This is a genomic window from Bosea sp. BIWAKO-01 (genome assembly GCF_001748145.1).
Classification (GTDB): domain Bacteria; phylum Pseudomonadota; class Alphaproteobacteria; order Rhizobiales; family Beijerinckiaceae; genus Allobosea.
This window is the reverse complement of the sequence record NZ_BCQA01000001.1, coordinates 4,883,454-4,904,157: the sequence shown is the minus strand read 5'-3', so window position 1 is coordinate 4,904,157 and position 20,704 is coordinate 4,883,454. Positions and strand designations below refer to the sequence as shown.

The following is a 20,704-nucleotide window of genomic DNA, read 5'->3' as shown; positions in this document are numbered from 1 at the left end:
AGATATTATGCCGTTTGTGACAGGCTTCATGGCATGGACGGCGCTTTAGAGCGGGCCCCGGCTGATGCCGAGGCCCGCATGTCTAGCTGCGCTCAGCGAACCGGCGGAGCGTATTGCAGGCCGCCCTTGGTCCAGAGGCCGTTCTGGCCACGGGCGATCTTGAGGAGCGACCCCTGGCCGACGTTCTTCTCGAAGGATTCGCCGTAATTGCCGACCTGCTTGATGATCCGGTAGGCCCAGTCGGGGGTCAGGCCGATGCCTTCACCGAACTTGCCCTCGGTTCCGAGCAGACGCTTGATCTCCGGGTTGGAGGACTTCAGCATCTCGTCGACATTCGCCTTGGTCACGCCGAGTTCTTCCGCGTTCAGCATGGCGAAATGCACCCACTTCACCAGATTGAACCATTGGGCGTCGGTGTTGCGGGTTGCCGGTCCAAGCGGCTCCTTGGAAATGATCTCAGGCAAAACCATGTGATCATCGGGCGCAGTCAGCTTCAGGCGCTCGGCATAGAGGCCCGACGCATCCGTGGTGAACGCATCGCAGCGGCCAGCGTCATAGGCCTTGACCGTCTCGTCCGAGGAGGCGAAGGCGACGACTTCATACTTCAGGTTGTTGGCGCGGAAGAAGTCCGCAAGGTTGAGCTCGGTCGTGGTGCCCTGCTGGGTGCAGACCGACGCGCCGGAGAGCTGAAGAGCCGAGGTGACGCCGAGCTTCTTGCGGACCATGAAGCCCTGGCCGTCGTAATAGTTCACGCCGGTGAAGAGCAGCCCGAGCGCGGTGTCGCGCGACATCGTCCAGGTCGAGTTGCGCACGAGCACATCGACTTCGCCGGACTGCAGGGCCGTGAAACGGTCCTTGGCAGACAGCGGAATGAACTTGACCTTGGTCGGGTCGTTGAAGATCGCCGACGAGATCGCGCGGCAGTATTCGACATCGAGGCCTTGCCAGTTGCCCTGAGCGTCCGGCACGCCAAAGCCAGCGAGACCGGTATTCGAGCCGCAGTTGAGGATGCCGCGGGACTTGACCTGCGCCAGCGTCGCGGGCGCCTGGGCCGTTGCCACCGTAGCGGTCATCGCGAGGCCCAGCCCCGCGATCGCAACTGCCATGAACTTTTTCATCGAACTCTCTCCCGTTGAGGTCTCCCGGCTGGCCGAAGCCAGCGGGCAGTCTTCAGTTGCGTCGCCAGTGGGAGTGCGCGCCCCACTTGTTGCCCATATATTGAGCGACGTTCCCCTGCGTCGATTGCCAGAGCAGCGCATGTGCGTCAAGCAAGGGCCCCTTTCCTGGAACGCATCTATCCACCCCTTGCATCACATGCGACTTTCAAAATGTGGTCAAGCCTGACTGCCTCGATCGGGACCTCCCTCCAGCGCCGGCTCCATGAAAAAACTGTCTCCATCCGCGTTCGCGCAGCTTCGCGAAAAGACCCGCCTCGCCCTTGCCGGCCGGGATCCCGCCGACAGCTACGGCTTCGTCAATCCGCCGATCGTGCGCGGCTCGACGGTGATCTACCCGAACATGGAGGATTTCCTGGCGCGCAAGGCCCGCTACACCTATGGCACGCAAGGGAATCCGACGATCGATGCGCTGATCGCAGCGCTCAACACCATGGAAGGCGGTGCGGGAACCGTCGTTTGCCCGTCAGGCCTGCTCGCCTGCACCCTGCCCATGCTCGCGACCCTGTCGTCCGGAGATCACTTCCTGGTCACTGACAGCGTCTATCGGCCGACGCGTCATTTCTGCGACAAGGTCCTGCCGCGCATGGGCGTCGAGGTGACCTATTACGACCCGGCGGCCGGAGCCGACATCGCAAAGCTGTTCAAGCCGAATACCAGGGCGGTCTGGACCGAGGCTCCGGGCTCGCAGACCTTCGAGATGCAGGACATTCCGGCCATCGTCGCGGCCGCCCATGCCAGCGACATCCTGGTGCTGATGGACAACACCTGGGCGACGCCGCTGTTCTTCGATTCGCATAAATACGGGGTCGATCTTTCGATTCAGGCCGGCACGAAATATTACGCCGGCCATTCCGATGTGCTGATCGGCACGATCTCGGCGCGCACACCCGAACTCTACAGGCAGTTGCGCGAGACCTGGGAACTGCTCGGTGTCATCATCGCGCCCGAGGATGCTTTTCTCACGCTGCGCGGCATCCGTACGATGCATATCCGCCTGAAGGAGCAGATGCCCGCCGGCATCGAGATGGCCAATTGGTTCGCCGCCAGGCCCGAGGTGGCGCGCGTGATGCACCCTGCCCTGCCGAACGATCCGGGCCATGAGCTGTGGAAGCGCGATTTCACCGGCGCCTCCTCCCTGTTCGCGATCGAGTTGAAGCCGGTGGCGCAGAAGGCCGTCGGCGCAATGCTCGATGGACTCACCCTATTCGGGATGGGCGCCTCCTGGGGTGGCTATGAAAGCCTTGCCCTCCCCTTCGACTGCAGGGGCTATCGCACGGCAACGGAGCCTGATTTCAAGGGACCGACCATTCGCTTCCATATCGGACTCGAGGATCTCGAAGACCTCAAGGACGATCTTGATGCCGGCTTTGCCCGTCTCCGGGCAGCCGCGTGATCGCAAAGACCAGGGCGGCGGCGCGAGAGCCGATCATCTTCGCCTATCTCGACGAGCCGCCCTTCTGCTGGCCTGGCCCCGATGGCCGCGCGCTCGGCAGCGACGTCGAGCTGCTGACGGAGACATTGCGGGCGATCGGCATCGTCTCGGTCGAGATGCGCCTGACCAGCTTCGCCGAGTTGCTGCCGGGCCTTGTCGATGGGCGCTGGACCATCACCACGCCGCTCTTCGTCACGCCGGAGCGGCAGAGAAGCGTCGATTTCAGCCGGCCGGTCTGGGCGCTGAGCGACGGACTGCTCGTCAGGTGTGGTGATGAAGATCGGTTCTGCAGCTACCAGGCACTGGCGCAGGATGCGAGTGCCCGCCTCGTCGTGGTGGCCGACCAGGTCCAGGAGCAGTCGGGCCTCGCCGCCGGCATTCCGCGAAACCGCGTCTTGCGCGTCGCGACGCAGGAAGAAGCCGTGCAAGCGGTCAGGAATCGAGGTGCCGAGGCCTATGCCAGCGTCGCGATGGCGCATCGTGGTTTCCTCAGTCACACTCCCGATCCTGCCCTTGCCATCGTGCCCGTGGCCGCCGAAGCGAAGGACAGGAAACCCGCGAAGGGTGCTTTTGCCTTCGCCAGATCGCAGGCGGATCTGCGGGCCCGATTCAATCAGGCTCTGGACGGGCTGATCGGCAGTGATTGGCACTGCGCCATGATGGCGCGATCCGGCTTCGCAGCCAGCGATTTCGCCGTCGGTTAGATCACCGGCCTTCCCGAAAACCGCAATGCACGTTTCGGGCCGATGCGTCAGCCTGGACCGGCGTTCGTATCCTCGCCCCTCGCCTTGGCGCGCAGGACGAATTGCAGGTTACGGCAATAGACGAACAGGCCAAAGCCCTGCCCGACGATGAAGACCGGGTCACGGCGGTAGAGCGCATAGACCAGCAGCAGCGCTCCGCCGCCGATCGAGAACCACCAGAAGGTCATCGGCACGACCGACCGTTTCGCCTTCTCGCTCGCCAGCCACTGCACCACAAAGCGCATGGTGAAGAGCGCCTGCGCCACGACGCCGAGCAGGACCCACCAGTCGATATTGTTCACGAAGACGTCGTGAAAATAATCTCCGATCATTTGCTGGAGGTCGATCAGCATCAGAGCGTCTCCGGCACGATCTGCGGCACGCGCTTGCGACGGCGGATCAGCCACCAGACGCCGGCGAGATCAAGAATACCGACCCAGAGCCGGTCGAAGAAGCCATAATTGGAGACACCGGTCAGGCGCGGACGATCCCGCACATCGACATGCGTGACCTGGTAGCCTTCCCGCACCATCAAGGCCGGCATGAACCGGTGCAGCGCGTCGAAATAGGGCAAGGCGAGATAGGCTTCGCGGCGGAAGCATTTCAGCCCGCAGCCCGTGTCGCGGGTGCCGTCCTTGAGAATGCGACACCGGACACCATTGGCGATGCGCGACTGCCATTTCTTGAAGCCGGTATCCTTGCGTCCGACACGCTGGCCCTGAACGAGCCCGACCTGCGATCCGGCCTTGTGCAGAGCCTGCACCATGGCGGGAATAAACGCCGGATCGTTCTGGCCGTCACCGTCGAGCGTCACCACGACCGGCGCCCGGGCGTGGCGGACACCGGTACGCACTGCCGCACTTTGCCCGCAGGATTGTTCGTGGCGGATCACTCGCAGCCAGGGGCGCGTCGCGCCAAGCTCGTGCAGCGCGGCCGCCGTGCCATCGGTCGAGCCGTCATTGACATAGATGACCTCGAAGGCGCCGAGCGTTTGGCAGGCCGCCTCGATATCGGCCAGCAGCGGCCCGACATTGCCGACTTCGTTGCGAACGGGCACGACAACGCTGAGTTGCGGCAAGCTGATGGGTTGGGTCTCGGTCACGAAAGCTTCATCCGGGAAAACGGCGCGCAAACTGCGTCAAGCGCGCCAACAGGGCAAGCAGGTTTCACTGTCGCGCGAACACGGCCATCTCGAGCCGCTTGCCGCCATTGAGATTGAAACCGGGAATCGAGGTGACGAGACGTGGCGTGATCCCGGCGGCGGCGACGCCGGCGTGGAACTCCGCTTCGAAACGCTTCTCGACGAGCGCGATCCGGCAGCCGGGCTCCTTCAGGAAGGCAGCAGCCGCCGCACCATTCGCCCCCATGGCAAGATCGGTCCCGGTCAGGAAGACGAGGCTAGGCTCACGATATCCGACGGTCATCACCGCGGGATCGGCACAGCCGACCGCCCGGACGGCTTCCGCCAGACGCGGCGAAAGCTTGAGCGAGCGCAGGCTCTCGATCGCAAAACCGTAGACGCCGATCGAGAGCAAGAGGCTCGCCAGGACGCAGCGCCAGAGTGCCCCCTCCAGGTCGCCCCGCCGGAACGCCATGACGACGCGCCAGGCCACGAACAGCGCCAGGGCGAAAACCGGGAATGCGAGATAGGGTACGGTGCGATCAAGCGTCCAGTTGGCATAGATGATGACGCCCACAAGCGCCGCCGGGACCAGCAGGACCAGCGCGGCGGTCGCTGTGGCGCCACGCCGAAGGCGGTCGATGCCGCCGTTGACCATCGCCAGAAGCAGCAACGCCGTAACCGCCGGATAGAGCGGCAGCACGTAATGGGGCAGCTTGGTCGGCACCGCCTCGAAGACGATCCAGGATGGCACGATCCAGGCCAGCAGGAAGATGATCTGCGGCTCGCGGCGACGCACCCAGGCAAAGGGGATCGCCATCGCGGCGAAAGCAGCAGCGGGCCAATAGGTGCCGAAGAAGATCAGCAGATAGAGCCCGGGCGGCCCCCAGTGCTTCTCCTGGCCCTCCGCGACTTTGCCTAGCATGTCGTTGCCGACGCTGGCCGTGAAGAAGCCGCCGCCGGTCTTCCAGGCGATCGCCAGGAACCAGGGCAGCACGACCAGCAGGCAAAGCAGCAGCCCCCAGGACGGGCGCAACGATGAGAACCAGCGCCAGGAGCGCTCGCGGATGCACAGGACAATGGTGGCGAGCCCCCAGACCATCGGCACGATTGGCCCCTTGATCAGCAGGGCAATCGCTGTCGCGCCCCAAAACACCAGCCAGTTGCGGCGGTCGGGCACGAAGGCGAGCGAGCGGGTCCAATCCAGCCAGGCGCGCGCCAATGCCCCCATCGTCGCCACCGCGCAGGCCGCGAGCACCGCATCGGTCTTGGCGATCCGGGCTTCGACCCCGAGCAACACGGCAGCGGCCATCAGGGCCCCGCCGAGCAGCGCCACGCCCGGGCTGAAGAAAGCAAGCAGCGCCCAGTAGGTCAGCAACACCGTGGCGACCGCGCCGATCAGAGACGGCAAGCGATAGAGCCAGATCTGATGACGAGGGTCCTGGACGCCCAGCGCCTCGCCGGCAGTAACAGCCGCGCTCTGCAGCCAATAGATTCCGACGGGCTTCTTGTGCCGCGCCTCGTGCTGGAAGCGGATATCGACGAAATCGCCGGTCTCGAGCATCTGTTTGCTCGCCTGCGCGAAGCGCGGCTCGTCGCGATCGAGCGGCTGGAGGCTCGTGAACCCCGGCAGGAAGGCAGCAAGGGAGAGCAGAAGCAGGAAGACGCAGGCGCGCCAATGGCTGGCCGATGCGAAAACGGAGATACGGTCAAACACGGGCCGGAGCGAAAGCATTGTCCATCCTCGCGACCGGCCAGGTCGCGTTCATCGCAGGCATGAATGTCGCAAGGCCAGGTATCGACCCAGGGCGCCGCCGGCATGGCGGGGCTTTCGGGCGCGATCAAGGCAAAACGGCCCGCGTCCCGGCGACGCACGCCGTTTACGACGCCACCTCCCCTCCTGCAAGCCAAACGCAGGATATCCCTTGCGGGAGCCGCAGCCGCGACGACGATGCAGGAGGATTATCCGAGGCCAGGCTTCTCCGGCGCAGTCCTCGCGGCCTTCGTCTTTTTCGGTCGAATGATCCTCGACCTACACTGCGCAGGCACCGTCGATGCCGGCGGCTCCGAAACTCGGGGGAGAAGGTTGAACCCTTCGGGCCAGCGTCAGGCCTTCTTCAGGAATTCCGTTCTGAGCACGAGTCCCTTCACCTTTTCGGCGTTGCACTCGATCTCATCCTCGCTGCCAGTCAGGCGGATGTTCTTGACCAGGGTACCGCGTTTCAAGGTGACGGAGGTCCCCTTAACCTTGAGATCCCTGATCAGCGTCACGGAATCGCCGTCCTTCAGGACATTGCCGTTGCTGTCCTTCACGTCGCTCATCGCGAGAATCCAGTCCGTGCGGTTTTTGATGGATCTCAGCGCGTCCCGCGACTGCGATCGATAGAAGTGGCGAGCCCGGCAGGATTCGAACCTGCGACCAGCAGCTTAGAAGGCAATTAAAACTGAGTCATCAGCAATAATTTGCTGCCACCCAAAATCACGATAAACAACTGATAATATTTCGTTATTTTTGACGCTGCCGTTTAACGAACTGCGAACAAAAGGCTATTGCGCTTTTGCCGAACCATACCCTGAACCATACCCTAATTTGGGAGAGACGTGCCTTGCTTACCGCGCGCCAAACAGTCGACGATCCCCGCCACGCATGCTTGACAAGACGCGCCACCACCCTGCTGCTCAACTCGAACTCATGCGTCTTTGCTGGTCGGTCGCGACAAGCGGACGCAATCGAAGGACATCGAGCGCGACGGCAATCGCGGCGGATTGGAAGGATTGAGGAAATGGGAAAAGTTTCAGACCTGCCCGAGTTCGACGCAGCCGAGGCGCTGAACACCCTTGAAGCCCAGGCGGAATACCTGACCGCCTACCTTGAGGACGGCACCCCTGCAGAAATCTGCGAGGCGCTTAGAACGATTGCCCGCGCTCGCGGGATGACAGACACGGCGAAGTCAGCAGGCATCACCCGCGAGGGGCAGTATAAGGCGCTGGGGGATACCGGGAACCCGGAATTCGGCACGGTGCTTGCGATCCTGCGCGGCCTTGGGTTTCAGTTGTCGGCAAGCACCGAGCGCATGAACCCAGCGCGCAAGAAGAAGGCTGTATAGCCCAAAAAGAACCAGCCGAAGCGGGTTTCCGTACCAGAAAGGAATATCTCGATCATAGCTCGTAAACCCGCCAGCGGCCCGCTGCGGTGACGGCTGTTGATGGCGGGCGGAAACGCCGAAGGTCGACAGCGCGAAGTGATGGCGACCCCTGCAGGGTTCGAACCTGCGACCGCCGGATTAGAAATCCGATGCTCTATCCAGCTGAGCTAAGGGGCCGAATTGACCAGCCGCCAACAGCAGCTGGTCAATTTTTACGCTAAGTCATTGATTCTTTATGGCAAAACCCAACCGTAGCCTGAACCATACCCTTACGCAGCGTCATCAAAAACTAAGTCTATGTTGACGCTGCATCATTCTAGTTCACGGGACCGCTTAGAAGGCTGCTGCTCTATCCAACTGAGCTGCGGGCCCGTAGTCGACAGCGCCCGGTCAGGCGCCAAATGGTTGGTCAGTGGGTCCACTGCCCGACACGATTGAACTTGAAGTTATCCGAATAGGCCATGCCGCGCCGCTTCGGCATATTGGGCTGCTCCACCCGGTAGGCGATACCGTTGCGCGTGGCATAGGCCACTGCCTCATCCTCCGTGTCGAACCAGAGTTTCACCTGGCTCTTCATATCGGCAGAGGATGTCCACCCCATCAGCGGTTCGATCTGGCGCGGCTGTTCCGGCTCGAATTCCAGCAGCCAGCGCTCGGTCTTTGCCGTGCCGGACTGCATGGCATTGCGGGCTGGGCGATAAATGCGTGCGGTCATGCTCTGGCTCGGCCGTCAGCTCGTCATTCCATTGGCCCGCTATAGCGGGCCAGGCGATCTCGAGAATGGTCGGGGCACCAGGATTCGAACCTGGGACCCTCTGCTCCCAAAGCAGATGCGCTACCGGGCTGCGCTATACCCCGACTGTCTGCAAGTGCATCAAATCACTCGCGAAACGATCGCACACGCTCCTCGACGGCCACGTGCGACGCGCAACGAGATAGCACCGAACTGCCGCCATGGGAACCGTAAGTTCCGATGAAATTCCCAGGCAAATTCGTGAGGCATTACCTACCCTGCCTTCCCGCAGGCCGGGGCGCGGATGATGAAATCGAGCCGAACGGCCATCAAAGCACACTCAGTTCGTTCGCCTTCGCGTGCGCTGACACGCTGCGTGCAGATGCAACCCACCACTTTCGCGCCCTGCCGTTCCTGCGATGGGCTCGTGCGTGAAGCTGGCCATTCGAGCCCGGAACTCGGAAGGCCTCCCCCTTCGGATGATGAGAGAGGCTCGGGCTGGGCGTGGGCCTATCCTCCCTAAGGAGAAACGACCTAGCGTAAAAGCCAAATTGAGCAAAACTGGAAAACCTCAATATGCTCAAGAATGATAAGGCGGCGAAATCTTGAAATTGATCTCCGTATTTCAAAGAAAATCTATTTAGCGACCTGGCGGCTTTATGTCTCCCAGGGCGGGAGGCATTGCTATGATACACTTCAAATCCAGCATACTGATTGCCGGTTTGCTTGCGACAACACCGACACTTTCCTACGCGCAGAACCCTGCCGCTCGTGGCCTTCCCGAATATTATGAAGGCTTCGCGTTAGACGGCACTCCGACGCAACCGCCCTATCGTTCCTGCGAAAGCAAACTCGTCGGAGGCCAGAGACTCTGGCAGTGCGATCCGTCCGGCCGCAACAGGGTGAGTGGACCTGTAGGCCTGGATTGGTCCGCGAGCAGTCCGGCTGCGACATCCGGATCGGCTTCGAGCCTCCCCGCTCCCGGCGGGGTGCGGTATTACAACGCGGTCACTGCCAACGGGCGCAAAACGCGGGCGCCTAGTCGGGACTGTGTCATTCAGGAATATGACAGCGGGCCCTTGTGGGCCTGTCCACCGCGCGCCACGGCGGCGATCGGCACCGGGGCGCCCGCCTTCCAGGAGGCTGCACCTGGCGGCGTTCAGTATTACAGCGCTGTCACCCCTAACGGTCGCCGGACGCGTGCGCCCAATCAGGCATGTGCCCTCTACCAGCAGGACGGCGGCGAGTACTGGGCGTGCCCGCCGCTGACAACGGGAGCGCTGTCTTCCGGAGCCTCCGGCAGCGCCGGAAATCCGGCAGGCAACGGTAACGGCAACGGCGGCGAGGGCGGAAATCCTGCTGGCGGCGGCGCCAGCACAGCGAGCAACAGCAGCGGTTCGGGTTCGGGCAGCGGGCCCGGCGGAGGCGGTGGATCAGGTGGGGGCGCTGGGTCCAGTGGGGGCGGCAGTTCGGGCGGCGGTGGTGGATCTGGCGGTAGCGGTGGCTCCGGCGGCAGTGGCGGTTCCGGCGGTAGCGGTAGCTCCGGCGGCAGTGGCGGTTCCGGCGGTAGCGGTAGCTCCGGCGGCAGTGGCGGTTCCGGCGGTAGCGGTAGCTCCGGTGGCAGTGGCGGTTCCGGCGGTAGCGGTAGCTCCGGTGGCAGTGGCGGTTCCGGCGGTAGCGGCGGCTCCGGTGGCAGTGGCGGTTCCGGCGGTAGCGGCGGCTCCGGTGGCAACGGTGGCTCCGGCGGAGGCCATGGCGGCGGCCACGGTGGTGGCCACGGCGGTGGTAACGGCGGTGGCCATGGTGGTGGCCACGGCGGCGGTAACGGCGGTGGCCACGGCGGTGGCAACGGCGGCGGCCACGGCGGCGGTAACGGTGGTGGCAACGGCGGGGGCCACGGCGGTGGCCAGGGCGGCGGTAACGGTGGTGGCCATGGTGGTGGCAACGGCGGCGGCCAGGGCGGCGGTAACGGCGGTGGCAACGGCGGCGGCCACGGTGGCGGCCAGGGCGGCGGTAACGGCGGTGGCAGCGGTGGCGGCAATGGCGGCGGCCACGGTGGTGGCAATGGCGGCGGTAACGGCGGTGGCAATGGCGGCGGCCACGGTGGTGGCAATGGCGGCGGTAACGGCGGTGGCCAGGGCGGCGGTAACGGTGGTGGCAACGGCGGTGGCCAGGGCGGCGGCAACGGCGGCGGCCACGGTGGTGGCCAGGGCGGCGGTAACGGCGGCGGTCAGGGCAGCGGCAACGGCGGAGGCCAGGGCGGCGGTAACGGCGGTGGCCATGGTGGCGGCAACAGCGGCGGCAATGGGGGTGGCCACGGTGGCGGCAACGCCGGAGGCACTGGCAGTGGCCGGTAAGCGCAGGTGTCTTCTGTAGATGCGAAACTCGACACGCCCCGGGTCACTCCGGGGCGTTTGCTGTCTGGCGGCTAATGGCCGGCTTGGGGATGGAACCCGTGTCGCGTCGCTGCGGTGAATCTCGCATTCCCGCCGTCGATCGTTTCCCACTGGCGCGGATTGGCCTGCGCCACCCGGCTGAAGAAGAGATAGCCCGTTTGCGACCAGAGCAGGATGCGCGATCCCTTATTGTCCAGAACGAAATCCCCCGAATCGGTCACGACCGTCAGTACGGCATGGCCCTCGCCCTCGGGCGTTCCGACAACCGTCATCAGCAATGTCGATGATGGCCAGCCGCGCTGAATCAGTAATTTGCGCTTCAGGAGCGCAAAATCTTCGCAATCGCCCCGACCATCCCTCGGTATGCTCCACACATCTTCCTGACCGTGATGCTCCAGGTCGGAGACCTCCTGAATGCTCGCATTCACATGCGCATTCACTTCCTGCAGCTCGCGGTGGCGCTGGGGGGAAAGCGGGACGCTCCGCACCACAGGCCCCGATCGTGCGCATTCGGCCGGGTTCTTCGCGCAGAAGGTAAGAAACGCAGCTGGTGGCGACGTGCGCCCCCGAGTCGCGGCCGCGATCTGCTCGGCATGGGCCTGGTCCGGGTGGAATCCGGTGATCAGCGCAACGCACATCACTAGCGTTGCGACCACGGCACGTGTCGTCATGATCCGTCCTTCGCAAGCGTGCTGGGTATCGGGGGATGAAATCCGGGATGACCGCCTTTGATTAAGGAAGTGGGCGATTCTGTGATTCGCGGCCAGATTTCTTCCGCAATCCACAGAGCTCCGACGGCGTGACCCACCTCAGGTGGTGGCTGTCACGGACCGCGCGTTCACCGGGAATGCAGGCTTGGCCGACCGGATTCGAGGGACGATCGCAGCGCTCCCCTGCGCACGAAAACAGCCTCACTGCTTGAAGAGCGGATGCTCCACCTTGTCGCCCGGCTTGATGCCGAGCTTGGCGGCGATGCCGCCATTGATCTCGAGGACCGAGAGCACCGGCTCGCCCGAGGGAATCGTACGCGTCGAGAGCGGCTCGGTCTGCGCTGCGATACGCACGACGGTTCCGTCAGCGCGGATAAACAGCATGTCGAGCGGAATGAAGGTATTCTGCATCCACATCGCGACCGGCTCGACCCGGCCGAAATCGAACAGCATGCCGCGGTCCGGCGGCATGTAATTGCGGTGCATCAGGCCGCGCGCTCGCTGATCGGGCGTGCGCATGACCTCGACCTGGAAGACATGGCGCTGCCCGCTGCCGACGATCGCAAGTGTTTCCAGCCCGGTCGCGGGAGCCGCCTGCTGGGCGAATGCCATGACGGGGGTAAGAGCCAGAAGCAGCAAGGCAAGGCAGGCTGCGGGGAATCGTCGGGCGAACCGCATCGTCTCTAAGCTCCATTGCATTCGTCGCCCGCACCGCTCCTGCACGGGCCGGATGGCGGATCTGAGACAGATACGAAAGATCGCAGCGAGGCGGTCAAGTTTTTCCTGCGTCCGCGAGAGCAAGTCGTCTTTCCTTCGTCGCTGCATTGCGGCAGGTTCGCTGCCGTCATCTGGAGACCGTCATGATCACGTCGACCCTACGCAGCCCCATGCGCCGCCTGCGCATGACCGCGGCTGCGGCCTTTATCCTCGTTCTGGCACAGCCGTCCTGGGCAGCCGATTTCCAGATCGACAATATCCGCCTGGACCTCGGCGCGGTCGTCGTCGCCATACCGAAGGTCGATGTGAAGGGCTCAAGCCTTGAGCGCGAAGCCTTTGCCTCGCTGTTCAACGGCAGCACCGGCGAGAGCGTGGTCTCCCGGACAGGCCGCCTCACCGCATCGGAAATCAGCGCTCCCGAATTGACGGTCGAGCAGGTTTTCGGGCCGCAAAGGCAGGTCACGACCTATCGCGACATCCGCTTCAGCGAGATTCGCGACGGCAGGATCAGCCGTGGCTCGGCAGCAGGTGGCGCGATATCCGCAACCGGTGGGCCGGCAGGCGCGATAAAGGGCGAGATCAAGCGCATCAGCTTTGAAGCGTTCGACATGCGCCATCTCGCACGCGTGCTGAGCGAGCGCGCCAAGCCCGGCGTGGAAGAAGCCATGCAGCCGATCTTCGGCCGCTTCGAACAGGAAGGTTACCTGATCGATCTGGGCCAGCTCGGCAAGATCTCACTCGGCATGACGACAGGTCGCGACTTCAAGATGCGGGTCGGAGACGAGCCGGCAGGCGAGCTTCTGGCGCGGATCCTCGCGCAGGCGGAGGCTGACCAGAAGGCAGGGGTCGGCCCGAAGGACCACAGCGACCCGGCTCGGCTCGAGGCCGACAAGCGCATGGCGCTCGCCATGTTCTCCCTGTTCGATACCATCGACTATGGCAGCGGCGAGGCCCGCGATATGGTGGTGGCCTTCTCGGTTCCGCCAAATCTGGGCGAAGCGCCCGTCGCCATGAACCTGAAAATCGCCAGGGTGGCCTATGGCGAAGATACGCCGGCAAAGTCCGGCTATGTCATGGAAGGCTTCTCCTTTGCCGGTGCTGGCGCCAAGGGAGCGTTCCAGTCCCTGGGTTATTCCGGCTTTTCGCTGGCGCCGATGGTCAAGGGCTTGAAGGAGCTCCTGGCCAAGCCCGAATCCGAGATCGAATCGCTCGATTTTCGCAAGCTGATCCCGACCCTCGGCACGATCCGGCTTGCCGGGCTCTCGGTCGAGGTGCCGCAGCCCGCGCAGGCCCCGATCCAGGTCGGACTCGGCACCTTCGAGATTGCTGCAGCCGACCAGATCAACGGCATCCCGACCAAGCTTACCTTGACGATCGACAAGCTCACCGCCCCGGTCAGCGAGGCAACCGGCAATCCCGCAGCCGCGGATCTGATCGCCATGGGCTACCGTACGCTCGACCTCTCGGCGAAGCTCGACCTCGCCTGGGACGCCGCACGCAACGAGTTGGCTATCCGCACACTCTCTCTCGGTGGTGCCGGCATGGCACAGTTCGAGGCGTCCGGCACGCTCGGCAACGTCACCAAGGACCTGTTCTCCAGCGATCTTGCGCTCGCACAGGTTGCCGCGCTCGGCGCGACGGCCCGCAGCCTCGATGCCAAGCTGAAGAATCTCGGTCTGCTCGAGAAGTTCATTGAGAACGAGGCCCGCAAGAACAAGCGCAAGCCCGACGATCTGCGGCGCGAATATGCGATGATGGCCAGCCTCGGCCTTGCCGCGGTCCTCGGCCCTTCCGATGCGGCGAAGGCCTTGACTGCGGCGGTCTCGCGCTTTGCGGCGAAGCCAGGCACTCTGACCGTCCAGGCCAGTGCGAAGGCGAGAGGGGGTCTCGGCCTCGCCGACGTCCTCACGATCACCGATCCGACCGAGATCTTCGACAAGATCGACCTCAAGGCCAATGCCGAATAACGCGTCTGTCGATCTTCTTCCCGAAGACGAGTCCTGGCGGCCCTCCGCGATCGCAGCGTGGTGGGCCGGCTTGCCGCAGGGCCCGCGCAGCTTCCTGCGCCGGCGCTTCAACCCGGACAACCAGGCCCGGTTATATCTGGCCAACCTGATCGCTCGGCACCCGGGGCAGATCGTTGTCGGACGCTACACATATGGTCGGCCGAAGGTGCGCTTCGCCGGAAGCGGGGCGCGCCTGATCATCGGACGCTACGGCTCCGTCGGAGACGGGGTCGAGATTCTGCTCGGCGGCAACCACCGCACGGAATGGGCGACGACCTACCCATTCCACGACTACCCACGCCTATGGCCCGAAGCGAAGGACCATCCAGGCAATCAGGTCTCGCGCGGCGATGTCGTCATCGGACATGATGTCTGGCTCGGGTCGCAGGCGCTGATCCTGTCCGGGGTCCGGATCGGCCATGGCGCCGTCATCGGCGCCCGCGCCGTCGTCACGAAGGATGTTCCGCCCTATGGCGTCGTCGCCGGCAATCCGGCACGGCTTCTGCGGCACCGCCTGACGGAGGAGAAGATCGCGACCCTGCTGGCGAGCCAATGGTGGGCCTGGCCCGAGGCCGACATCAGACGGCTGATCCCGGTCTTGATGTCCGACAGGATCGAGGATTTGCCTCCGAGAGCCGTTTCCTGATAGTTCGCCGTTCAGGATCGAAGGCTCCCCCTCCGATACGGCCTCCCTCCATTGCCGGACCGCCCCCATGCATGATTCTGCCAACGACAAGGCGCGGGTCTTCCGCAAGGCCTATCTCTCCGCCGTCGAGACCTCGCCGCTAACCGTGCTCGACGTCGGCTCGGCCATCGTCGACGGACAGAGCCTGTCCAACCGCGACGTCATGTCGAACCCGGCCTGGAAACTTGTCGGCATGGACATCGAGCCGGGGCTGAACGTCGATGTGGCGGTGGCCGATCCCTATGACTGGAAAGAGATCGCCACCGGCTCGGTCGATGTCGTGACCTGCTCGGAGGTCTTCGAGCATGCAGAGTATTTCTGGATCACCATCCTTGAGATTTCGCGCGTGCTGAAGGGCAATGGACTCGCGTTCATCACCTCGCCAGGCGGCGGTCCACGGCACCGCTTCCCCGTCGATTGCTGGCGCTTCTATGACGATGCCTTCCCAGCGCTCGCCCGCTATGCCGGGCTGAACCTGCTCGAAGCCCAGGTGCAATGGGTTCCGGCCTATCGAAGGGGCATCCAGTGGCGCGATTCCAGCGCCGTGATGCAGAAGCCGGTCCGGGATGCCGCCGCAACCCGCCTCGACGCGGCGCGCAGCGTGATCGGCAAGAGCCTTCGCGGAGCCGAGCCGGCTCTGGCGGAGCTCGACCTCTCGACCCTGCCGAACACGCCGCTGCCGCTGAGCCCAATCCCTGCCCTGCAGGGCAAAGCCGCCTTTGCCGCACGCGAGGCCGAGTTGCTCGCGGCCGACAGCAACGTGCTGCGCAAGGCACGGCTGGTCTTCAGGCAGTTGCGCGAGATCCGCAGGATCATCACCACCCCCATGAAGGACCTGCACCTCTAAGGCGCGCGAGCTATTCGTCCAGGCCCTGCCGCGAGAGCGCCGTCCGCCCTCGCCGCCAGTCCAGCGCGCCAACGGCCGATCCGGCATGCGCCATCATCTTGAGGCGGTTAAAGATCAGGGCGTAACCAACTGTCTTTGCGATGTTTTCGAAAATCGCAAGGGACGACGGCCCGGCTTGCCCGTACTTGGCCGCGATATAGGCGTGCGACCAGGCGAGATGCCAGCGTGCGTTGAAGCGGCGGCCGGGGCTGGGCTTGCTGGAACGGCCGCGCGCGTGATGAGCCTGCGCCTCGTGCACATGCACGAGCGCATGGCCGGCGTCCCTCATCCGGCGACAAAGATCGTCATCCTCGTAGAACAGGAAGATTCGCGGATCGAAACCACCTAGCGCTTCGAAGACCTCGCAGCGGAGCAGGAGGCAGGCGCCCGAGAGAAACGGCAGGCAGGCATCCCCCTCCGGTACGATTGCCGCGCCGGAATGATTCAGATGAGCCGGGGACAGCAGCGACCGCGGCTGGATGAAGATGCGCCCTGACGGCTCGACAATGCGCGGAGCCAGCATCCCGGCATCGGGGTAGCGCCCAGCGGCAGCCAGCAACCCTGCCATGGCGCCAGGCTGCAGCACGAGGTCGGGATTGACGACCAGGGCATAGGGAGTGCGGCAGGCAGCGATGCCGAGATTGTTGGCTCGGCCATAGCCTTCATTCCTGGGGCTCGCGATCACCGTTGCGCCATGCGCCCGCGCGATCGCGGCCGAATCGTCACCGCTGGCATTGTCGACGACGATGGCAGGCACACCTTCGCGCCGCAGCGCATCCAGGCAGGCCGGCAGGACATCGGCGCTGTCATAGGCGACGACGACCGCGGTGACGGTTTCGTGGAGCGGGAGCAACTCGTTCGCGGGCGGCATTCCTGCCTTCTGGCCGGGATCGCCCCCGGCAGGCAAGCAGAATTCAGCGCCGCGTGAGTGTGGCAAGCTCGTGTTGAACCGCGCTGCGCTCGGCGGCGTCGCAGTGGCGCGGCGCCTTGTAGGACTTCACCGCGAGGCTGGCATTGACGGCGACGAAGCGTCCGCGCTCGGCCGGGGCAAGCCCCGCCATCACACGGCGGCGATCGACGGCGACACCGCAATCATAGCCGCGCGAGACTTTGACGGCCGCAAACTCCGCCGTGCCAGGCACTGGACCGGCAGTCGTCGTGCAGGCCGCAAGCGCAGGCAGAAGCAGGCTGCAGAGGAAGGCTCTGGCGAAGGGCATGGCTGATCGCGCTCAGAGCCCGCTGAAGTCGCCTGCCCGGACCCGCGCCATGCGTGGCTTCAAGGAGCTGCGTTCTTCCGCAGAGCAGGCTTCGGGCCGGACATCCTGATTGATGGTCGCCGCCTCCGAGACGGTGACATAGGTCGAGCGCGCTCCTGCGATCTGCTCCGGTGTCGCGCCGCGGGCACGCTCGGCGTCGAGGAAGCGGTCGAGCGTGCTGCTGCGTGGTGCCCCGGCACGGCAGGCGATCGAGCGCGAGACCAGATTGGCAAGCTCAGCCGCCCGCCCCGAGCTTGTATGGGGCGCGGCGGTGACACAGGCGGTTAGCGGCAGCGCGAGCAGGCAGGCGAGCGCGGGCAAGCGCGCTCCGGTCGGGGCAGGCATGGCGGGGATCAGCCGTTCTTTTCAGGCAGGTTCAGGCGGATATGGAGCTCGCGCAGTTGCTTCGGGCCAACCTCGGAAGGCGCCCCCATCAGCAGATCGACGGCTTGCTGGTTCATCGGGAACAGCGCGACCTCACGCAGGTTGCTGGCGCCGGCAAGCAGCATGATGATGCGGTCGATACCGGCTGCCATGCCGCCATGCGGCGGCGCGCCATACTGGAAGGCGCGGTACATGCCGCCAAAGCGCTCGATCACCGTCTCCTCGCCATAGCCGGCAATCTCGAAGGCCTTGACCATCGCCTCAGGGCGGTGATTGCGAATGCCGCCCGAGGCAAGTTCGTAGCCGTTGCAGGCGATGTCGTACTGGAAGGCCTTGATCGCCAGCGGATCGTCCTTCTGCAGTGACTCCAACCCGCCTTGCGGCATCGAGAACGGGTTGTGCGAGAAATCGACCCGCTTCTCGTCCTCGTTGTACTCGTACATCGGGAAGTCGACGATCCAGGCGAAAGCGAAGGCGTTCTCGTCGATCAGGCCGAGCTCCGAGCCAACCTTGTTACGGGCGGCGCCGGCGAACTTGTAGAACTTGTCGGGGTTGCCCGCTGCGAAGAAGGCAGCGTCGCCATCCTTCAGACCAAGCGCGACGCGGATCGCCTCGACCCGCTCCGGACCGATATTGTTGGCGATCGGGCCAGCGCCCGCGCCCTCGCGCCACATGATGTAGCCGAGGCCGGGCTGACCTTCGCCTTGAGCCCAGGAGTTCATGCGGTCGCAGAAGGCACGCGAGCCGCCACCCGGCGCAGGAATCGCCCAAACCTGGTTCTTCTCGTCTTCCAGGATGCGGGCGAAGACCTTGAAGCCCGAACCGCGGAAATGCTCCGACACATCCTGCATCTCGAGCGGGTTGCGAAGATCGGGCTTGTCCGAGCCGTATTTGCGGATCGACTCGGCATAGGGGATGCGCGGCCAGTTCTTGGTGACCGATTTGCCGCCGCCGAATTCCTCGAAGACGCCGGCGATCACCGGCTCCATGGTGCGGAAAACGTCTTCCTGCGTGACGAAGCTCATCTCGACGTCGAGCTGGTAGAATTCGCCCGGCAGACGATCGGCGCGCGGATCCTCGTCGCGGAAGCAGGGCGCGATCTGGAAATAGCGGTCGAAGCCCGCCATCATCAGCAGCTGCTTGTATTGCTGTGGCGCCTGCGGCAGGGCGTAGAAATGGCCGGGATGCAGCCGGCTCGGCACCAGGAAGTCGCGCGCGCCTTCCGGCGAGGATGCGGTCAGGATCGGCGTCTGGAATTCCGAGAAGCCCGAGGTCTTCATGCGGTTGCGCAGCGAGTCGATGACCTTGCCACGCAGCATGATGTTGTTGTGCAGCTTCTCGCGACGCAGGTCGAGGAAGCGATATTTCAGGCGCGTGTCCTCGGGGTATTCGAGATCGCCGAACACCGGCAGCGGCAGCTCGCCGGAAGGACCCAGCACTTCGAGCGCCGTAGCGAAGACTTCGATCGCACCGGTTGCAAGATTGGCGTTCCCGGTCCCCTCGAGGCGAGCCTTGACCTTGCCGTCGATGCGGATGACCCACTCGGCCCGAATCTTCTCGGCCTCGGCGAAAGCCGGCGAGTCCGGATCGATCACGACCTGGGTCATGCCGTAATGGTCGCGCAGATCGATGAAGAGCACGCCGCCATGGTCGCGGATGCGGTGGCACCAGCCCGAAATGCGAACCTGATTGCCGATATCGCTCTCGCGAAGGGCGCCGCAGGTGTGGGAGCGATAGCGATGCAAGGTCACGGGACTCGTCTCTCGGAAATGCGAAGGAGCCGGCGCAAGGCCAGCTGAAACCTTCGGCGTAAGCACACGCAGGCGCGCGGATTGTCAAGAATGGCAGCGACAATCGTGATGCGCGAAGCTGGCATTCCAGCTGTTCGCCGCAGGAGGCGGCAGAGGCCGGCGCGCCATGGTGTGAAGGTTTCGATACGTAGACCAGGCAGATGACCTTGCCCGGACCCCGGGGGACAGGCCAGTTCTTCTGCAGGTCATGCGGCGCCAACGAGCAGAAGCATGAAACGCGGACTCGACGGACAACCCGTTCCTCCGCTAAGCCGCTAATCATGAGCCTCATCACCACCACACAGGATCTGGCCGAGGCGTGCGCGCGGCTGGCCCAGCATCCCTTCGTCACGGTCGACACCGAATTCCTGCGGGAGACGACCTATTATCCGAAGCTCTGCCTGATCCAGCTCGCCTCGCCCGACGAGGCGGTGCTTGTCGATCCGCTCGCACCCGAAATCGACCTCGCGCCCTTCCTGGCGCTGATGGCCGACCAGAACGTCGTCAAGGTGTTCCACGCCGCACGGCAGGACCTCGAGATCATCTGGATCATCGGCAAGATGCTCCCGACCCCGCTCTTCGACACCCAGGTCGCCGCGATGGTGTGCGGCTACGGCGACTCCGTCGGCTACGAGCAGCTCGCCAACGACCTCGCCAAGGCGCGGATCGACAAATCCTCGCGCTTCACCGACTGGTCGCGCCGTCCGCTGACCGAGGCGCAGCTGACCTATGCCGAGTCCGATGTCACCTATCTGCGTGACATCTATCTCGCTCTCGCCGCCGATCTCGCCGCCAGCGGCCGCGAGGCCTGGGTTGCCGAGGAAATGGCGATCCTGAATTCGCCGGCCACCTATGAGGTCAGGCCCGAGAACGCCTGGCAGCGCCTGAAGGGCCGGATTCGCAAGCCCAAGGAAGTTGCGCTGCTGATGGAGATCGCCGCCTGGCGGGAGCGGGAGGCGCAAAGCCGCGACGTGCCGCGCCAGCGGGTGCTGAAGGACGATGCGCTGATGGATATCGTCCAGCGCGGTCCGCGCTCGGTCGAGGCGCTGGCGGAGCTTCGCTCCGTGCCGAACGGCTTCGAGCGCTCGCGCGCCGGCGGCGAGGTGCTCGCGGCGATCGAGCGCGGCCTGGCGCTCGATCCGCGGACCCTGCCCCGTCTTGAACGCGAGCGCGGACGCCCGACCAATGGCGCCGTGCTCGACCTGCTCAAGGTGTTGCTGAAGGCGACCGCCGATGCCGAACGCGTCGCGCCCAAGATCCTGGCCTCGACCGATGATCTCGAGGCCATCGCCTCGGACGACCTGGCCGATGTACCGGCACTGCAAGGCTGGCGCCGCGAGGTCTTCGGCAACAAGGCACTGGCGCTGAAGAACGGGCAGCTGAGCCTGAAGATTTCCCGCGGGCGCGTGACCGTCGCCTGAGCGGCCGATGATCTAACCTTCCGTGCTTGCAGCGACCTTCCCGCAATCCGCGTTTCGGGCCGATGCCTTAAGTCAGAGACGCCCCGTCTCGTCGTCTCGAG

General features: G+C 64.5%; 20 protein-coding genes and 2 tRNA genes. 8 read left to right on the top strand and 14 right to left on the bottom strand.

Annotated features, from left to right (window positions below; all coding sequences use genetic code 11):
• Positions 1-92: 92 nt before the first annotated feature.
• The gene (locus tag BIWAKO_RS22945) at positions 93-1,073 is read right to left on the bottom strand and encodes an amino acid ABC transporter substrate-binding protein (protein ID WP_244523672.1); all 981 of its coding nucleotides are present in this window, start codon (positions 1,071-1,073) and stop codon (positions 93-95) included.
• A 307-nt stretch (positions 1,074-1,380) separates the two neighbouring features.
• On the opposite strand from BIWAKO_RS22945, the gene metC reads away from it, so the two are divergent.
• Together metC and BIWAKO_RS22935 are read left to right on the top strand one after the other, a co-directional pair.
• Positions 1,381-2,571, top strand: a complete 1,191-nt coding sequence (gene metC, locus BIWAKO_RS22940) for a cystathionine beta-lyase (RefSeq protein ID WP_069880617.1) — start codon at positions 1,381-1,383, stop codon at positions 2,569-2,571.
• Positions 2,568-3,314: a transporter substrate-binding domain-containing protein gene (locus BIWAKO_RS22935; RefSeq protein WP_084651716.1), complete on the top strand. Its 747-nt coding sequence runs from the start codon at positions 2,568-2,570 to the stop codon at positions 3,312-3,314. Before metC ends, BIWAKO_RS22935 begins: the two co-directional genes overlap by 4 nt.
• A gap of 47 nt (positions 3,315-3,361) precedes the next feature.
• Here BIWAKO_RS22935 and BIWAKO_RS22930 read toward each other — a convergent pair whose 3' ends face one another.
• From BIWAKO_RS22930 to BIWAKO_RS22915, 4 genes are all read right to left on the bottom strand, one after another.
• Positions 3,362-3,706, bottom strand: a complete 345-nt coding sequence (locus BIWAKO_RS22930; protein WP_141740201.1) for a lipid-A-disaccharide synthase N-terminal domain-containing protein — start codon at positions 3,704-3,706, stop codon at positions 3,362-3,364.
• Positions 3,706-4,455, bottom strand: a complete 750-nt coding sequence (locus BIWAKO_RS22925) for a glycosyltransferase family 2 protein (RefSeq protein WP_069882713.1) — start codon at positions 4,453-4,455, stop codon at positions 3,706-3,708. The genes BIWAKO_RS22930 and BIWAKO_RS22925 overlap by 1 nt, the downstream gene beginning before the upstream one ends.
• Positions 4,456-4,519: 64 nt before the next feature.
• Positions 4,520-6,208 (bottom strand): ArnT family glycosyltransferase, encoded by a 1,689-nt coding sequence (locus tag BIWAKO_RS22920; protein ID WP_069880616.1) that lies wholly within the window; start codon positions 6,206-6,208, stop codon positions 4,520-4,522.
• 371 nt (positions 6,209-6,579) lie between these two features.
• Positions 6,580-6,795 (bottom strand): alkylphosphonate utilization protein, encoded by a 216-nt coding sequence (locus BIWAKO_RS22915; protein WP_069880615.1) that lies wholly within the window; start codon positions 6,793-6,795, stop codon positions 6,580-6,582.
• A 461-nt stretch (positions 6,796-7,256) separates the two neighbouring features.
• Between BIWAKO_RS22915 and BIWAKO_RS22910 the strand changes: the two genes are divergently transcribed.
• Positions 7,257-7,580: an addiction module antidote protein gene (locus BIWAKO_RS22910; RefSeq protein ID WP_069880614.1), complete on the top strand. Its 324-nt coding sequence runs from the start codon at positions 7,257-7,259 to the stop codon at positions 7,578-7,580.
• A 139-nt stretch (positions 7,581-7,719) separates the two neighbouring features.
• Here BIWAKO_RS22910 and BIWAKO_RS22905 read toward each other — a convergent pair.
• The 3 genes from BIWAKO_RS22905 to BIWAKO_RS22895 all read right to left on the bottom strand — a co-directional run bounded on the left by BIWAKO_RS22905 (position 7,720) and on the right by BIWAKO_RS22895 (position 8,477).
• Positions 7,720-7,796 (bottom strand) — tRNA-Arg (locus tag BIWAKO_RS22905).
• 232 nt (positions 7,797-8,028) lie between these two features.
• A complete protein-coding gene (locus tag BIWAKO_RS22900; RefSeq protein WP_069880613.1) occupies positions 8,029-8,334 on the bottom strand; it encodes an ETC complex I subunit in 306 nt (101 codons plus the stop codon).
• A gap of 66 nt (positions 8,335-8,400) precedes the next feature.
• Positions 8,401-8,477 (bottom strand) — tRNA-Pro (locus BIWAKO_RS22895).
• 954 nt (positions 8,478-9,431) lie between these two features.
• Between BIWAKO_RS22895 and BIWAKO_RS36085 the strand changes: the two genes are divergently transcribed.
• A complete protein-coding gene (locus tag BIWAKO_RS36085) occupies positions 9,432-10,709 on the top strand; it encodes a hypothetical protein (protein WP_176733386.1) in 1,278 nt (425 codons plus the stop codon).
• Between the two features lie 71 nt (positions 10,710-10,780).
• Here the strand turns inward: BIWAKO_RS36085 and BIWAKO_RS22885 are convergent, their stop codons facing one another.
• Both BIWAKO_RS22885 and BIWAKO_RS22880 read right to left on the bottom strand, forming a co-directional pair.
• The gene (locus BIWAKO_RS22885; RefSeq protein WP_084651714.1) at positions 10,781-11,419 is read right to left on the bottom strand and encodes a transglutaminase-like cysteine peptidase; all 639 of its coding nucleotides are present in this window, start codon (positions 11,417-11,419) and stop codon (positions 10,781-10,783) included.
• Between the two features lie 240 nt (positions 11,420-11,659).
• A complete protein-coding gene (locus BIWAKO_RS22880) occupies positions 11,660-12,136 on the bottom strand; it encodes a DUF192 domain-containing protein (RefSeq protein WP_371332035.1) in 477 nt (158 codons plus the stop codon).
• Between the two features lie 182 nt (positions 12,137-12,318).
• On the opposite strand from BIWAKO_RS22880, the gene BIWAKO_RS22875 reads away from it, so the two are divergent.
• The 3 genes from BIWAKO_RS22875 to BIWAKO_RS22865 all read left to right on the top strand — a co-directional run bounded on the left by BIWAKO_RS22875 (position 12,319) and on the right by BIWAKO_RS22865 (position 15,713).
• Positions 12,319-14,142 (top strand): hypothetical protein, encoded by a 1,824-nt coding sequence (locus BIWAKO_RS22875; protein WP_141740200.1) that lies wholly within the window; start codon positions 12,319-12,321, stop codon positions 14,140-14,142.
• Positions 14,132-14,827, top strand: a complete 696-nt coding sequence (locus BIWAKO_RS22870; RefSeq protein ID WP_084651712.1) for a CatB-related O-acetyltransferase — start codon at positions 14,132-14,134, stop codon at positions 14,825-14,827. The genes BIWAKO_RS22875 and BIWAKO_RS22870 overlap by 11 nt, the downstream gene beginning before the upstream one ends.
• Before the next feature lie 67 nt (positions 14,828-14,894).
• On the top strand, positions 14,895-15,713 hold the full coding sequence (locus BIWAKO_RS22865) for a class I SAM-dependent methyltransferase (protein WP_069880608.1): 819 nt from the start codon (positions 14,895-14,897) through the stop codon (positions 15,711-15,713).
• Positions 15,714-15,723: 10 nt separating this feature from the next.
• Here BIWAKO_RS22865 and BIWAKO_RS22860 read toward each other — a convergent pair whose 3' ends face one another.
• The 4 genes from BIWAKO_RS22860 to aspS are packed head-to-tail and all read right to left on the bottom strand — an operon-like array spanning position 15,724 to position 19,137.
• A complete protein-coding gene (locus BIWAKO_RS22860) occupies positions 15,724-16,623 on the bottom strand; it encodes a glycosyltransferase family 2 protein (RefSeq protein ID WP_069880607.1) in 900 nt (299 codons plus the stop codon).
• Between the two features lie 43 nt (positions 16,624-16,666).
• On the bottom strand, positions 16,667-16,969 hold the full coding sequence (locus BIWAKO_RS22855; RefSeq protein WP_069880606.1) for a hypothetical protein: 303 nt from the start codon (positions 16,967-16,969) through the stop codon (positions 16,667-16,669).
• Between the two features lie 12 nt (positions 16,970-16,981).
• Positions 16,982-17,353: a hypothetical protein gene (locus BIWAKO_RS22850; RefSeq protein WP_069880605.1), complete on the bottom strand. Its 372-nt coding sequence runs from the start codon at positions 17,351-17,353 to the stop codon at positions 16,982-16,984.
• Positions 17,354-17,361: 8 nt separating this feature from the next.
• Positions 17,362-19,137, bottom strand: a complete 1,776-nt coding sequence (aspS, locus tag BIWAKO_RS22845; protein WP_069882711.1) for an aspartate--tRNA ligase — start codon at positions 19,135-19,137, stop codon at positions 17,362-17,364.
• Positions 19,138-19,463: 326 nt separating this feature from the next.
• Between aspS and rnd the strand changes: the two genes are divergently transcribed.
• Positions 19,464-20,603, top strand: coding sequence for a ribonuclease D (rnd, locus tag BIWAKO_RS22840; protein ID WP_069880604.1), 1,140 nt, complete (start codon positions 19,464-19,466; stop codon positions 20,601-20,603).
• Positions 20,604-20,704: the final 101 nt, after the last annotated feature.